We start from the raw sequence: 14,214 nt of genomic DNA on the forward strand, positions 1-14,214 counted from the left end.
CATCGACCCGGGTCACGCGGCCCCCGGCGCGGTCTGGCGCAGCTCCACGACGCGATGCGGATAGGGGATCTCGATGTCATGCGCCTTGAGCGCGTTCCAGATCAGGAAGCCCACGTCCGAGGTGAACTTGTTCGGCCCGTCGTCATGGCCGTTGCACCAGAACTCCACCGCGAAATCCACACCCGAGTCGCCAAAGCCGCGCAGCTCGCAATCCGGCGGGCTGGGCCTGTCCAGAACCGCCGGGTGCCCGGCCACCGCCTCTTCGATGATCGCCGGGACCCGGTTGATGTCGGTGTCGTAGCTGACCGAAAAGGGCACCTCGAAGCGGTTCGACGAGCCCTGGTCGGAATAGTTGACCACGCGCGTGGTGATGAAATCCTCGTTCGGCACGACCACCCAGCGCCCGTCGAAGGTCTCCAGGATCATGGCGCGGGCGGTGGTCCGGACGATGGTGCCGGAGACGCCGCTGTCCAGCTCGACGAAATCGCCGAGCGTGGCCTGACCTTCCAGCAGCAGGATCACCCCCGAGATATAGTTCGAGGCGATCTTCTGCAGCCCGAAGCCCAGACCCACGCCGATGGCGCCGCCCAGAACCGCAAGCGAGGCCAGCGGCACGCCGATGATGTTCATCAGCAGCAGGAAGGCGATGCCGTAGATCGTCACCTCTGCCGCCTTGGCGGCCAGTTGCCGGGTCGCCGGGCGCATCTCCTGCCGTTCGATATAGCCGCCGGTCTGGTCGTTCGACCAGCGGCCCAGCCAGAACAGGACCGACCCGGCGATCAGCCCGCGCACCACCGACAGCGCGCTGAAGCGGATGTTGCCAAGGGCGATGGTGGTGTCGCTCAGGAACTGCGTCGCCGGCTCCGGGATTCCCAGCGCATACAGCGCCATGACCGGCAGCAGGATCATCCGTCCGATCAGCTTCAGGAAGGGATCGGTGACGATCTCGCGCACGAGGATGCGGGCGGCAAGGAAGAGGAACAGGCGCTTGCCGAAGGCGATCACCGCGCCGGACCCGAACAGCGCCCGGGTCAGCCCCTCGCCGACGGCGGTCAGCAGGTAGGCAAGGACCGGCAGCAGCAGCGGCACGAAGATCAGCAGGAACAGGCGCAGGCTGGCCAGCAGGCCGCTGCGTTCGTCCTCGGGGGTCAGGGCGCGGTTCAGGGCGGGGCGCAGGCGCCGCGTCACCAGCCAGGCCAGCGCGAAGGCCGTCAGCAGCAGCGCGAATTGCGACCAGGCGGCGGGCGACAGCAGCCACTGGCGGGCGATCTCCCAGCCCTGCCGGGCCCAGTCGGCGGCCTGCCGGACCGGCTCCGGCAAAGTGGTCAGGTCGATGTCCAAGGCCTTGATCCCCCGCGCTCTGCGACCACTCTTCTGCCCAAAGCCCCCTCGTTGCACAAGAGCCGCCGCCATGTCCCGCGATCCGATCTGCCCGCTGTGCCTGCGCCCGATTCCGCCCGGGGCGAAGCAAAGCCTGCATCACCTGACGCCGCGCCTGAAGGGCGGCAAGGGCGGCCCGGTCGTGCTGTTGCACCAGATCTGCCACAACGAGATCCACGCCCGCTTCACCGAGGCCGAGCTGGCGCGCGACCTGAACACCGTCGCGGCGCTGCGCGCCCATCCGGCGCTGGCCGGGTTCCTCGCCCGGGTGGCGCAGCGGCCGCCGGGGTTCCACAGCCGCAGCGCGGGCGGGCGGCGCAAGCGCCGGGGGCGCTGAGCGCGTCTTGCGCCGAAGACGGGGGCCGCCTAGGGTCCGGCCCGACGGCAAGGGGGTCCCGCATGCACATCTTTCCGGTGACGGTCTACTACGAAGACACCGACATGGCGGGGATCGTCTACCACGCCAACTACCTGAAGTTCATCGAACGCGCCCGGTCCGAATGGGTGAAGGACCAGGGGCTCGACCAGAACGCCATGCGCGAAGAGGGCATCGTCTTCGTCGTGCGCCGGATCGAATGCGATTACCTGCTTCCGGCGAAATACGACGACCGGCTACAGGTGCGCACGACCGTCAAGGCGATGACCGGCGTGCGGCTGATCATGGCACAGGAGGTCCTGCGCGGCGAAGAGGTGATCTTCCGCGCCGATGTGACGGCGGTCTGCGCCACGCTCGACGGCCACCCGGCGCGTCTGCCTGCGGTCCTGCGCAATCGCGTGCACTGAAACCCCGCGCCGGTGCCAATCCCGGGGGATGCCGCCGCCTGCGCCGTCCCGCAAGGCCCCGGGCAACGGGCGGGCAGCAGGCCTGACTTCTTTGGTCTTCAAATACCTCGGAGGGGTCCGGGGAGGCAGAGCCTCCCCGGCCGGTCGCCTGCCGCAGGCAGGCGAAACCCGACTGTATGGGCGGGCAGGGTGACCGTACCGGTCGCTGGTCTCCGGCGGGCACCGCGCGTGCCGGGCTTGCCCCGGCTGTCTCGCCGCCCGGTGTGGCCTGCCGGCGCGCGGGCCGGGGGCGGCGGGCGAGGGCCTGCGGCCTGCGGCAAGGAATCGCTCAGGCGGCAGGGCTCTCGGGGCGATCACGCAAATCTGTGGTCAGGGCCCTGCCATTCCGCTACAATGCGCGGTAATCAGAGCCCCGAAACAGGGGCCGACAGGAAAAGAGCAGGTTCTATGGAAGCAGAAACGCTTGCGGCGGCGCAGGCCATCGATTTCTCCTTGTGGGGACTCTTTGCGCGCGCCACCCTGACCGTCAAACTCGTCATGCTGATGCTGACCGTGGCCTCTGTCTGGGCACTGGGCGATCATCTTCGAGAAGTTCGTCAGCTATCGTCAGGCGCGCCGCGAGGCCGCCAAGTTCGACCGCGCCTTCTGGAGCGGAGAGCCGCTGGACGAGCTCTTCGACCAGCTGGGGCCGGAACCCAAGGGCCGGTCGGAACGGGTCTTCGTCGCGGGCATGATGGAATGGCGCCGCAGCCACCGCGAGGACGGCGGGCTGATCGCCAATGCCCAAAGCCGCATCGATCGCAGCATGGACGTGGCGATCCAGAAAGAGGCGGACACGCTGCAGCGCGGCCTTCCGGTGCTGGCGACGGTGGGCTCCACCGCGCCCTTCATCGGCCTCTTCGGCACGGTCTTCGGCATCATGCACTCGTTCATCCAGATCGCCGAGCAGCAGAACACCTCGCTGGTGGTCGTGGCGCCGGGCATCGCCGAGGCGCTGCTGGCCACCGGTCTGGGCCTGCTCGCGGCGATTCCGGCGGTGATCTTCTACAACAAGTTCTCCGCCGACAGCGACCGCATCGTCGGCAACTACGAGGCCTTCGCCGACGAATTCTCGACCATCCTCTCGCGCCAGCTGGACGCCTGACCCATGGGAGCGGGCGTCATGAAAGGCGGCGGGGGCAAGCGGCGCAGGCGCGGACGGCGCGGCGGCGGCGCTCAGCCCATGTCCGAGATCAACGTCACCCCCTTCGTGGACGTGATGCTGGTGCTGCTCATCATCTTCATGGTGGCGGCGCCGCTGCTGACCGTGGGCGTGCCCGTGGAACTGCCCAAGACCGCCGCGCAGGCGCTGCCGTCAGAGACCGAAGAGCCGCTGACCGTGACCCTGTCGGCGGACGGCCTCGTGCTGATCCAGTCGACCGAGGTGGGCCGCGACGAGCTGGTGGGCCGGTTGCGCGCCATCGCGGCGGAACGCTCTGACGACCGTGTCTACCTGCGCGCCGACGGCGCCGTGCCCTATGAGCAGGTCGCCCAGATCATGGGCGCGCTGAACGCGGGCGGCTTTTCCTCCATCGGCCTCGTGACCGACGTGGGCGGCCCGGCGCTTGACGAGCCGGGCAGCGACTGAGGGCCGGGGTGCAACGCGAGTTCGGCATATCTCTTGGGGCGCACGCCCTTGTGTTCGCGTGGCTGATGCTGGGCGACCTCTTTTCCGCGCCTCCGCCAGAGCTGTCGGTGGCCGATGTGACGGTGCTGTCCGAGGCCGATTTCGCCGCACTGACGCAGGCGCCAGAGGCGCCCCCGGAGGAAGTGCCCTCTCTTGTGCCCTCGCCGGAACCCGAGCCGGAACCGCAGCCCGAACCCGCGCCCGAGCCAGAGCCGGAACCCCTGCCGGAGCCAGAGCCTGAACCAGCCCCGGAGCCCGTGCCGGAACCGCAGCCCGCCCCAGAGCCAGAGCCGCAGCCGGCCCCGGAACCCGAACCCGAACCGCAGCCCGAACCGGAACCGGCGCCCGCGCCAGAGCCGGAACCCCAGCCGCAACCGCAGCCGCAGCCCGATCCGGTGCCTGCGCCGCCCGCCCTTGTGCCGAACCCCGAGCCGCAGGTGCTGGCGCCGGATAACTCGCGCCGTCCGCAGCCACGCCCGGCGCCGCGCGTCTCGACAGAGCCGACGCCGGAACCGGAACCCGACGCGGTCATCGCCGAGGACGTGCAGCCCGCCGCCGACCCCGACGCGCAAAGCCCCGATGTGGTCGAAGAGCCCGCCGAGGCCGAGGCCCCGCCCGAGACCACCACCGAGATCGTCACCGAAGAGGCCGACGATCCGTCCGGCTCGCGTGCGCCCACCGCCTCGATGCGGCCCCGCACCCGGCCCGACCGCGTGGCCGAGGCGGCGCAGTCGCAGCCTGACCCGGCCCCCGCGGCCCAGCCCTCGGAGACGCCCGAGCCGGAGCGCGCGCCGTCGCCCTCGACCGACGACGCGCTTGCGGATGCGCTGGCAGAGGCCCTCGCGGGCGGTGGCGCGCCCGCCGACGCGCCGGTCGGCCCTGCGCTGACCACCGCCGAGCAGCAGGACCTGATCGTCGCGGTCAAGGCCTGCTGGATCGTCGACGTCGGCTCGGAAGCGGCGGATGTCACGGTGACGGTGGCCATGGACATGGAGCCCGACGGCACCGTGAACGCCAGCAGCATCCGCATGGTCGGCAACTCGGGCGGCTCCGGTGCGGCGGTGGAGACGGCCTTTCAGGCGGCGCGCCGCGCGGTCCTGCGCTGCCAGAAGGACGGCTACCCGCTGCCCTCGGACAAATACGCGCACTGGAAAGAGATCGAGATCACCTTCAACCCCGAACAGATGAGGCTGCGGTGAAGGCGATGGCCGCCGGTCTTGCCCTTCTGGCTGTCCCGGCCTCGGCACAGGCGGCTGTCTCGCGGCAAGGGGCGTTGCCCGCGATCCGCAGCCGGCTGCGGGCCTGCTGGCGGCTGGTGCCGGGCAGCCCTGCGGCGGAAGCCACCACCCCCGAGGGGCGTCCACGGGACCCCGGATGGCCGGGGGCAGGCAGGCCGGAACCGGTTTCGGCTGCGGGGCGTGCTGTCGCGGCGGCCCGGATCCTGCTGCGCTGCATGGGGCATGGCTACCCGCTGCCCCGGACCGATGGCGAGGCGTGGCGCATGATCGCGCGGCGCTTCGACCCGATGGCGGCGGGGGGCCGATGACCCCGGCCCCGTCGCGCACCGTTTCAACTGCAACCTTGCGTGAAAATCTGCGCGATTCCCCGCCGACTTCCCCCCGAAACGCGGTTTTGCGGCGGCGCTTTCCGGGCTATGTTAACCCCGCAGCGGGCGACAGACCCGCCCCAAGCCGATCAGAGCAGTCCCCTAAGGAGGGATCCGAGATGAGAGCAGCGCTCGCCTCCCTGTTGTTTGCCCTTGCAGCCCTTGTCTTGCCCGCCATCGCTGCGGCGCAGGGCGGTCCGCTGCGCATCGAGATCACCGAGGGCGTGATCGAACCAATGCCCTTCGCGGTGCCGTCCTTCGTGGCGGAAACCCCGGCGGCGCAGCCCTATGCCGACGAGATCACCAATGTGATCGCCTCGGACCTGATCGGAACGGGCCTGTTCCGCGAGGTTCCGCGCGACGCGCATATCAGCCGGGTCAGCAGCTTCGGCGCGCCGATCCAGTTCGCCGACTGGAAGGCGGTCAACGCGCAGGCGCTGATCACCGGCGCGGTGACGGCGGACGGCGCGGGCCGGGTCGTGGTCAAGTTCCGGGTCTGGGATGTCTTCGCGGGCACCGAGCTGGGGCAGGGCATGCAATTCGCCTCTGACACCTCGGGCGTCCGGCGTCTGGCGCATAAGGTCGCGGATCAGGTCTACAGCCGCCTGACCGGCGAACAGCCCTACTTCGACAGCCGCGTGGTCTTCGTCTCCGAGACCGGGCCCAAGGACGACCGCCAGAAGCGCCTTGGCGTGATGGATTACGACGGCGCGAATGTGCAGTACCTGACCGATGCCTCGGCGCTGGTGCTGGCGCCGCGCTTCTCGCCCGATGGCAGCCGGGTTCTGTATACCTCTTACGCCAGCGGTTTCCCGCGGATTCACATCGTCGACGTGGGCGCGGTGAACAGCCGGATCCTGCAGGCGGGCAGCGGCGAGATGACCTTTGCGCCGCGCTTCTCGCCGAACGGGCAGCAGATCGTCTACTCGCTGACGACCGGATCGAACACGGATATCTACGCGATGGACGTGGCCAGCGGCGCGACCCGGCAGCTGACCTCTGCCCCCTCGATCGAGACGGCGCCCAGCTTCTCGCCCGATGGCAGCCAGATCGTCTTTGAAAGCGACCGGTCGGGGCGGCAGCAGCTTTACGTGATGCCCGCCGCCGGTGGCGAGGCGCAGCGGATCTCGTTCGGCGATGGTCGCTACGGCACGCCGGTCTGGTCGCCGCGCGGCGACCGCATCGCCTTTACCAAGCAGAACGCCGGGCGCTTCCACATCGGCGTGATGAAGGTGGACGGCAGCGAGGAGCGCCTGCTGACGGCCTCTTTCCTCGACGAGGGCCCGACATGGTCGCCCAACGGGCGCGTCATCATGTTCGCCCGCGAAACCCAGGGCGCGCAGGGCGCCTCGGCGCTGTACACGGTCGATATCTCGGGCCGGAACCTGCAGCGGGTGCGGACGCCCGCCGGGGCATCGGACCCCAGCTGGGGACCGTTGCAGTGACGATCTGGTGGGGTGGGGCAGGAACCCATCCCACATCTTGACGATAGACGATTCACACAATCCGTTGGCCGTGCTACCGTTGCGGCAACGAAAAGAGCAGGACAGTGCGATGAAACATCTTACCAAAGCCCTCCTTCTGGTGGCCGGCCTCGCGGTGACGGCCTGCACCAATGCTGACCGTTTCGGCTCTGGCCAGAACGGTGCCGGCGCCGGTGCGGGGTCGGGCCTGAACGGCGGCTATCTGCCCGGCAGTGCCGACGATCCGACCTCGACCGCCTATTTCCAGCAGCGCGTGGGCGACCGCGTCCTGTTCGGGATCGACCAGTCGACGCTGTCCCCGCAGGCGCAGACGGTGCTGGACGGGCAGGCGCAGTGGCTGCTGACGAATTCCGACTACATGGCCGTGATCGAAGGCCATGCCGACGAGCAGGGCACCCGCGAGTACAACATCGCACTGGGCGCGCGCCGCGCCAATGCGGTGCTGGATTACCTGGTGTCCAAGGGTGTCGCCCCGAACCGGCTGAAGTTCGTGAGCTACGGCAAGGAGCGCCCGCTCGAGATCTGTTCCGCCGAAGCCTGCTACGCCAAGAACCGCCGCTCGGTGACGGTGCTGGCCGCCGGCGGCCTGACGGGCTGAGCCGATGCGCCTGATCGCCGCCGCGGGAATCGTGCTGTCGCTGGCGCTGCCAGCGGCGGCGCAGGATGCCCAGACCCTTGCCGACATCAAGCAGGACATCGCCGTCCTGAAGGTCGAGTTGCAGAAGCTCAACCGCGAGCAATCGACCACCGGGGGCGGGATCACGCCGCTGGGCGGTTCTGCGCTGGACCGGCTGAATGCCATCGAGGCCGAGCTGCAAAGGATGACCTCGAAGGTCGAACAGCTGGAGTTCCGGATCGGGCAGGTCGTCTCTGACGGTTCCAACCGGATCGGCGACCTGGATTTCCGCCTGTGCGAGCTGGAACCCGATTGCGACATCGGTTCGCTGGGGGACACGCCGCTGCTGGGCGGCGGTGCGGCGGCAGAGGGTGCGGCGGCCACACCGGCGCCTGCGCCCTCTTCGGACTCCTCTGCCGGGTTCTCTGGCCAGCTTGCGGTTGGCGAGGAGACGGATTTCAAGGCGGCGGACGAGGCGCTGTCGCTGGGCGATCACGCCGGCGCCGCGACCCTGTTCCAGCGGTTCCGCGAGAGCTACCCCGGCAGCCCGCTGGAAGCCGCGGCGCTGGTCGGCGAGGGGCGGGCGCTGGAGGGGCAGGGCGACACCCGCGAGGCCGCCCGGCGCTACCTCTCCGCCTATACGAACTTCCCCGACGCCGAGGCCGCGCCCGAGGCGCTGTGGCGCCTTGGCGTGTCCCTTGCGGCGCTGGGATCGGTGCCTGAGGCCTGCGTGACGCTGGGCGAGGTCGCGGGCCGCTATCCCGGCACCGACTACGTTGGCCGCGCCCAGTCGAGCATGGCCGAACTGGGATGTTCCTGACGGTTTCGGATCGGCTGCGCCGATCCGACCGGCGCGCGCTGCGCGCGCGATGGGGGCTCTGCCCCCCGGCGCCGCGCGCCTCCCCCGAGGGTATTTTCGCCAAGAAGAAGCAGGGGGCGGCGCGTGAGCCTGCAACGGCGGTTCGCGGAGGAGATGGGGGCCCTGCTGGGGCCGGATTTCCCCGAAGAGCTCGTGCTGGCGGTGTCCGGCGGGGCCGACAGCATGGCGATGCTGGCGCTGGCGCATGAGTGGGCGCGGGTCTGGGGGGTGCGGCTGCGGGTCGTCACCGTGGATCACGGCCTGCGGGCGGAAAGCGCCGAAGAGGCCCGGATGGTGGCGGCGGAATGCGCCCTGTTGGGGCATGAGCATGCCGTGCTGCGCTGGTCCTGGGAGGGGCGCGGCAACAAGATGGACGCGGCGCGGCGCGGGCGGCTGGCGCTGATCGACGCCTGGCGGGGGCCTGTGCGCCATGTCCTGCTGGCCCATAGCCGTGACGATGTGGCCGAGAGTTTCCTGATGCGGCTGGCGCGCGGGGCCGGAGGCGACGGGCTGGCCGCCATGGCGCCGCTGCGCGCGCTGCCCCGGCAGCCTTCGGTGCCCGCGGAGGCGGGGGGGCTGCGAGCCGGCATGGTTCTGGTCCGGCCCTGCCTTGGCATGTCGCGGGCGGCATTGCGGCATCACGCGACGGTTCTGAAGGTGCCCTTCGTCGACGATCCCTCGAACGCCGACCCCCGGTTCGACCGGGCGCGGATGCGGCGGCTGCTGGCCCTGCTGGAAGCGGAGGGGCTGGACCGGGACGCGCTTGCCGGCGCCGCCGAGCGGCTGCGGGCGGATCGCGACGTTCTGCAGGCGGATGTGCTGCGTGCCTGGCAGGCGGGTGGTGCAGAGCATCCCGGCTGGCTGTCGCTGGCGCCCGGCTGGGCCGCAGGGGTTGCCCCTGCGACGCGGCGGCGCCTGCTGGCACGGATGCTGCGCTGGGTGGCCGGGCGTGACTACGCGCCGAGGGCCGCGCCGCTGGACGCCCTGCTGGACCGGGTCCTGAGCGGTGGCGGCGGCACGCTGCATGGCTGCGAGGTGGCGCATCTGGGCGGGCGCGTGGCGGTCTTTCGCGAACATGCCGCGATCTCTGGCCTTGGCGCTGTCGGCGGGCTGTGGGACGGGCGCTGGCAGGCGCCGGAGGCGGGGGCGCGCTCCGCGCCCTGGGCGATGCGGGCTGGCAGGCGCTGGACCCGGCAGAGCGTGCACCGCTTCCGCATCGCATCGCCCGCGTGCTGCCCGTGGTCTGGCGCGACGGTCGGCCCGATCCGGCGGCGGGGCCGCGCTGGATCGCGCCGGGCTTTACCCAGTTCCTCATGACGCATTGAACCCCTGTCGCCAATCGCTATGTTACACCCCAAAGGCGCCTGACCGGGCCGCCTCTTCGGTCTGCAAAGGAGTCCCCTCTTGGGCAACGCGCGCAATATCGCCTTCTGGGTCGTTCTGTTTCTTCTGATCCTGGCGCTGTTCAACCTCTTTTCCGGCGGCGGCAACACGCTGCAAAGCCGCGAGATCAGCTATTCGGAATTCGTCCGGGCGGTCGAAAGCAACCAGGTCGGGCAGGTCACCATCGACGGTGAGCAGGTGCGCTATCGCACCACCGAGGGCCAGGAATTCGTGACGATCAAGCCGGAAGACGCCGAGATCACCACGCTTTTGCTGAACAACGAGGTGCCGGTGAAGGCCGAGGCGCAGCAGCAGTCGGGCTTTCAGGCCTTCATCCTGTCGCTTCTGCCCTTCCTGCTGCTGATCGGCGTCTGGATCTACTTCATGAACCGGATGCAGGGCGGCGGCAAAGGCGGCGCCATGGGATTCGGCAAGTCCAAGGCCAAGCTGCTGACCGAAAAGCATGGCCGCGTGACCTTCGACGACGTGGCGGGCATCGACGAGGCCAAGGAAGAGCTGGAAGAGATCGTCGAATTCCTGCGCAACCCGCAGAAGTTCAGCCGCCTCGGCGGCAAGATCCCCAAGGGCGCGCTTCTGGTGGGCCCTCCGGGCACCGGTAAGACGCTGCTGGCGCGCGCCATCGCGGGCGAGGCCGGTGTGCCCTTCTTCACCATCTCGGGCTCCGACTTCGTCGAGATGTTCGTGGGTGTCGGCGCCAGCCGCGTGCGCGACATGTTCGAGCAGGCCAAGAAGAATGCGCCCTGCATTGTCTTCATCGACGAGATCGACGCCGTGGGCCGTGCCCGTGGCGAGGGCTACGGCGGTGGCAACGACGAGCGCGAGCAGACGCTGAACCAGCTGCTGGTCGAGATGGACGGTTTCGAGGCCAACGAGGGTGTGATCATCGTTGCCGCCACCAACCGCCGCGACGTGCTGGACCCGGCGCTGCTGCGTCCGGGCCGCTTCGACCGGCAGGTCACGGTGCCCAACCCCGACATCAAGGGCCGCGAGAAGATCCTTGGCGTGCATGCGCGCAAGACCCCGCTTGGCCCCGACGTCGACCTGCGCATCATCGCGCGCGGCACGCCCGGCTTCTCGGGGGCGGATCTGGCGAACCTCGTGAACGAGGCGGCGCTGATGGCCGCCCGCGTCGGTCGCCGCTTCGTCACCATGGTCGATTTCGAGAACGCCAAGGACAAGGTCATGATGGGGGCCGAGCGCCGCAGCATGGTCCTGACCGACGAGCAGAAGGAAAAGACCGCCTACCACGAGGCCGGTCACGCCATCGTCGGCCTGACGCTGCCGCAGTGCGATCCGGTCTACAAGGCCACGATCATCCCGCGCGGCGGCGCGCTGGGGATGGTGGTCAGCCTGCCGGAAATCGACCGTCTGAACTGGCACAAGTCCGAGTGCGAGGAAAAGATGGCCATGACCATGGCGGGCAAGGCCGCCGAGATCATGAAATACGGCGAAGAGAACGTGTCCAACGGCCCGGCGGGCGACATCCAGCAGGCTTCGGCTCTGGCGCGCGCGATGGTGCTGCAATGGGGCATGTCCGACAAGGTCGGCAATATCGACTACCGCGAGGCGGCAGAGGGCTATTCCGGCAATACGGCGGGCCTGTCGGTCTCGGCCGAGACCAAGCGCCTGATCGAGGAAGAGGTGAGGCGCCTGATTTCCGAAGCCTACGACCGCGCCTATCAGATCCTGACCGACCGCAGGGAAGAGTGGGAGCGCCTGGCCAAGGGCCTGCTGGAGTACGAGACGCTGACCGGCGAAGAGATCCAGCGCGTGGTGCGGGGCGAACCGCCGCATTCCGGCGACGACGATCACGGCTCTGGTGTCGAGGACGAAAAGCCCAGCATCACGGCCATCCCGAAGACCAAGCCCAAGGCCAAGCCCGCCGGCGATATGGAGCCGGAACCCTCGGCCTGACGGCACCGACAACAGCCAGAGACCCGGCGCCCGCGAGGCCGCCGGGTCTTTTCGTTTCCGGGGTGCGGGCGGCGCGTCGCAGGCCTGCGCTGACGCGATGCCCCGGGCACTGGACCTTTCCGGCCCCTGCGCCGGGAATGCGCGGAATGCGGAAGGGGATCGGACAGGGCGACGGGGCGCAACAATCCCGGGGACTGATCCGCCGGGGCCCCTTGGCCGGGCGCGGCGGCGGCGGGCAGCCCCGCCTTGGGGCCGGGTGACTGGATCGCGCCGGGCACCACGGCGCCTGTTGGCGCGCTACCGGGGCTCGGGGGCCGGGATGCGCACCATCGTGCCGGTCAGCCGCGCGATGTGGCGCTCTGCCCCTTCGGTCACCGCGTAGACATCGGCCTGCGTCACCAGCATCCGGCGACCGGGCTTCACGACCTGACCGCGGGCGACCAGCGCCTCTCCGGTGCCGGGGGCCAGGTAGTGGATCGTCATGTCTGAGGTCACCACGTCGTCGCCCGGGGCCAGCACCGTGACGGCGGCATAACCCGCGGCACTGTCGCCGATGGCGAAGGCCACCGCGCCATGCGCGTAGCCCTGCTGCTGGCTGGCGGCGGCGGTCACCGGCACGCGGATCTCCACCGTCCCGTGTCCGACCGAGACAACCGTCGCGCCCAGTGTCGTCATCAGCCCCTGCCGGGCAAAGCTGTCGCGGATGCGGGTTTCGAGGTCGGTCTGCATGGCCCCAGCATTGCCGGGCGCGGGCCGGGCGGCAAGCGTTACCCTGCGGCGGCGCGCGGCATCGGGATCGCCACGGGGCGCCGCGCCAGAAGGATCGCGCGGGCCTCGGGGCCCATCAGCGTGGCCAGCGGCGCGCGGTCGCAGGAGAGCCCGCCGGTATAGGCGCCGTAGGCGGGCAGGATCAGCCGCCGGGCATCGCAGAGAAAGCAGGGATGGGTCAGCGCGCGCCCGCGCACCACGATCCGGGCCTTGGGGTGGTAATGGCCAGAGACCTCGCCCTCTGTCCCGGGGCTGGCGATGTGGCGAAAGACCAGCGGACCCAGACGATGCTCGGCCCGGTGCGTGCCCCCGGGGCCACCGGGCCGGGGTCGTGGTTGCCCTCGATCCAGGTCCAGTCGCGCCCGGCTTGCAGGCGGGTGATCCACAGGGCCTCAGGCTCGGGCAGGCAGGCATCGATCCCGGGCGCGTCGAAGCTGTCGCCGAGGCAAATCACCGACTGGGCGCGGGTGGCGGCCAGATCCTGCTCCAGCCGCGACAGGGTTTCCTGCGTGTCGTAGGGCGGCAGTTGCGCGCCGCCCACCGCCGACAGCCGGGCCGACTTGCCAAGGTGCAGGTCCGAGACCACCAGCAGCCCTTCCTCTGGCCAGTGCAGGGCACCGGAGGGCAAGGCGTGCAGCGAGACGCCGCGGAAGGTAAATTCGTGGATGTTCATCCTTTGTCTTTGCCCCGGACATGCGCGGGCATCAAGGGGCGCGTGGTCGGGTGCCTGCGGCGGGGCAGGATCCTGCCCCTGTCCGGGGGCCGGGCGCGTCGGCCTCTGGGCAGGGCCGTGCGACTGGGGCAGCGGGATCGTCCGACACTCGGCGTGGTTCTGCCACAGGACCGGCCATGCGCCCCTGCTGTGCCGGTTCCGCCCCGGCGGGTGGCTGCGGGCCGGGAACTGGACAGGTGGCCTGCAACCGGGCAGGCTGTTGGGCAGGGAGGACGGCCCATGCGCCTCTATGACCCCCTTGCGCCCGTGCTGGCGGCGGCGCTGGCTCTGGCCCCGGCGCCCACCGGCGCGGGGCAAAGCTGCACCGAGGATGCGATGATCGTCTTCGACGGCTCCGGCTCCATGGCCGAGATCGGCTCTACCGGGATCGGCGTCCCGCGCATCTCCGAGGCGCGCACAGCCCTGAACCGGGTGATCCCCGAGATCGCGGCGGCGCGCCGGCTGGGGCTGGTGATCTATGGTCCTGCCGGGGACCGGACCTGCCGGAACATCGACCTGCGCTTTGCCCCGCAATGGCAGGCGGCGCCGCGGCTGCTGGCCGATGTGCAGGCGCTGCGGCCCGCGGGCGGGACGTCCCTGACCGATGCGGTGAAGCGGGCCGCCGAGGTGCTGGGCGCGCCCGGGAACAGCGGCGCGGTGGTGCTGGTGACGGACGGCAAGGAAACCTGCGGCGGCCAGCCCTGCCAGCTGGCGGCAGAGCTGGCCGCGACGGCGCCGGGGCTGACGGTGCATGTGATCGGCTTCAAGGTGCGCGACGATTGGCCGGACCCGGGCCGGGCAGAGGCCTCGGGGGACGCGACGGTGGCGCGCTGCCTCGCCGACCGCACCGGCGAGCCGCTACGTGGGGGCCGAGACGGTGGACGAACTGGTCGGCGCCCTGCGGGTGACGTTGGGGTGCAATGTCTTCGGGCAGGCTTCTGACAGGGCGCGCAGGCTGGCGAGGCTGACGACCGGCCCCTGACTGGAAGGACCGGGGCGGGCCGTGGCGACGCGGGCTGCGG

Annotated in this window: 13 protein-coding genes and 2 pseudogenes; 12 read left to right on the forward strand and 3 right to left on the reverse strand. The window is 70.3% G+C overall.

The features are described from left to right. Positions 1–12 precede the first annotated feature (12 nt). Complete coding sequence (locus ABFB10_RS13215; protein WP_430523044.1) at positions 13–1,335, reverse strand: mechanosensitive ion channel family protein; 1,323 nt, start codon at positions 1,333–1,335, stop codon at positions 13–15. Positions 1,336–1,411: 76 nt separating this feature from the next. Here ABFB10_RS13215 and ABFB10_RS13220 point away from each other — a divergent pair, with 76 nt between their 5' ends. From ABFB10_RS13220 to ftsH, 11 genes and pseudogenes are all read left to right on the forward strand, one after another. Continuing rightward, complete coding sequence (locus tag ABFB10_RS13220) at positions 1,412–1,717, forward strand: HNH endonuclease family protein (protein WP_347166866.1); 306 nt, start codon at positions 1,412–1,414, stop codon at positions 1,715–1,717. A gap of 62 nt (positions 1,718–1,779) precedes the next feature. Beyond that, on the forward strand, positions 1,780–2,163 hold the full coding sequence (ybgC, locus tag ABFB10_RS13225) for a tol-pal system-associated acyl-CoA thioesterase (RefSeq protein ID WP_023850385.1): 384 nt from the start codon (positions 1,780–1,782) through the stop codon (positions 2,161–2,163). A 447-nt stretch (positions 2,164–2,610) separates the two neighbouring features. Beyond that, positions 2,611–3,307 (forward strand): annotated as a pseudogene (tolQ, locus tag ABFB10_RS13230) (protein TolQ). A 3-nt stretch (positions 3,308–3,310) separates the two neighbouring features. Beyond that, positions 3,311–3,790, forward strand: a complete 480-nt coding sequence (gene tolR, locus ABFB10_RS13235) for a protein TolR (protein ID WP_347166867.1) — start codon at positions 3,311–3,313, stop codon at positions 3,788–3,790. Positions 3,791–3,840: 50 nt separating this feature from the next. Further along, positions 3,841–5,028: a cell envelope biogenesis protein TolA gene (locus tag ABFB10_RS13240; protein ID WP_347166868.1), complete on the forward strand. Its 1,188-nt coding sequence runs from the start codon at positions 3,841–3,843 to the stop codon at positions 5,026–5,028. After that, on the forward strand, positions 5,025–5,375 hold the full coding sequence (locus ABFB10_RS13245) for a hypothetical protein (protein WP_347166869.1): 351 nt from the start codon (positions 5,025–5,027) through the stop codon (positions 5,373–5,375). The genes ABFB10_RS13240 and ABFB10_RS13245 overlap by 4 nt, the downstream gene beginning before the upstream one ends. 179 nt (positions 5,376–5,554) lie before the next feature. Further along, on the forward strand, positions 5,555–6,880 hold the full coding sequence (gene tolB, locus ABFB10_RS13250) for a Tol-Pal system beta propeller repeat protein TolB (protein WP_347166870.1): 1,326 nt from the start codon (positions 5,555–5,557) through the stop codon (positions 6,878–6,880). 109 nt (positions 6,881–6,989) lie between these two features. Then, positions 6,990–7,517 carry a peptidoglycan-associated lipoprotein Pal gene (gene pal / locus ABFB10_RS13255; RefSeq protein ID WP_347166871.1) on the forward strand — a complete coding sequence of 176 codons (528 nt, stop codon included), beginning with the start codon at positions 6,990–6,992 and terminating at the stop codon, positions 7,515–7,517. Positions 7,518–7,521: 4 nt separating this feature from the next. Then, entirely contained in the window at positions 7,522–8,355 is an 834-nt protein-coding gene (locus ABFB10_RS13260; RefSeq protein WP_347166872.1) for a tetratricopeptide repeat protein, read from the forward strand. Between the two features lie 123 nt (positions 8,356–8,478). Beyond that, entirely contained in the window at positions 8,479–9,711 is a 1,233-nt protein-coding gene (gene tilS / locus ABFB10_RS13265) for a tRNA lysidine(34) synthetase TilS (RefSeq protein WP_347166873.1), read from the forward strand. 87 nt (positions 9,712–9,798) lie between these two features. Continuing rightward, the gene (gene ftsH, locus ABFB10_RS13270; protein ID WP_347166874.1) at positions 9,799–11,712 is read left to right on the forward strand and encodes an ATP-dependent zinc metalloprotease FtsH; all 1,914 of its coding nucleotides are present in this window, start codon (positions 9,799–9,801) and stop codon (positions 11,710–11,712) included. A gap of 297 nt (positions 11,713–12,009) precedes the next feature. On the opposite strand, the gene ABFB10_RS13275 is transcribed toward ftsH, so the two are convergent. Both ABFB10_RS13275 and pdeM read right to left on the reverse strand, forming a co-directional pair. Continuing rightward, the gene (locus ABFB10_RS13275) at positions 12,010–12,441 is read right to left on the reverse strand and encodes a PaaI family thioesterase (RefSeq protein ID WP_347166875.1); all 432 of its coding nucleotides are present in this window, start codon (positions 12,439–12,441) and stop codon (positions 12,010–12,012) included. Between the two features lie 38 nt (positions 12,442–12,479). Next, positions 12,480–13,153, reverse strand: a pseudogene (pdeM, locus tag ABFB10_RS13280) (ligase-associated DNA damage response endonuclease PdeM). Between the two features lie 279 nt (positions 13,154–13,432). Here pdeM and ABFB10_RS13285 point away from each other — a divergent pair. Next, a complete protein-coding gene (locus ABFB10_RS13285) occupies positions 13,433–14,134 on the forward strand; it encodes a vWA domain-containing protein (protein ID WP_347166876.1) in 702 nt (233 codons plus the stop codon). Positions 14,135–14,214: the final 80 nt, after the last annotated feature.

This window comes from Ponticoccus litoralis (genome assembly GCF_039769985.1).
GTDB classification, from domain to species: Bacteria; Pseudomonadota; Alphaproteobacteria; order Rhodobacterales; family Rhodobacteraceae; genus Ponticoccus; species Ponticoccus litoralis.

Coding starts and splice junctions, on each gene's coding strand:
- ABFB10_RS13220 (WP_347166866.1), top strand. CDS start 1,412: ATGTCCCGCGATCCGATCTGCCCGCTGTGCCTGCGCCCGATTCCGCCC.
- ybgC (WP_023850385.1), top strand. CDS start 1,780: ATGCACATCTTTCCGGTGACGGTCTACTACGAAGACACCGACATGGCG.
- tolR (WP_347166867.1), top strand. CDS start 3,311: ATGGGAGCGGGCGTCATGAAAGGCGGCGGGGGCAAGCGGCGCAGGCGC.
- tolB (WP_347166870.1), top strand. CDS start 5,555: ATGAGAGCAGCGCTCGCCTCCCTGTTGTTTGCCCTTGCAGCCCTTGTC.
- pal (WP_347166871.1), top strand. CDS start 6,990: ATGAAACATCTTACCAAAGCCCTCCTTCTGGTGGCCGGCCTCGCGGTG.
- ABFB10_RS13260 (WP_347166872.1), top strand. CDS start 7,522: ATGCGCCTGATCGCCGCCGCGGGAATCGTGCTGTCGCTGGCGCTGCCA.
- ABFB10_RS13275 (WP_347166875.1), bottom strand. CDS start 12,441: ATGCAGACCGACCTCGAAACCCGCATCCGCGACAGCTTTGCCCGGCAG.
- ABFB10_RS13285 (WP_347166876.1), top strand. CDS start 13,433: ATGCGCCTCTATGACCCCCTTGCGCCCGTGCTGGCGGCGGCGCTGGCT.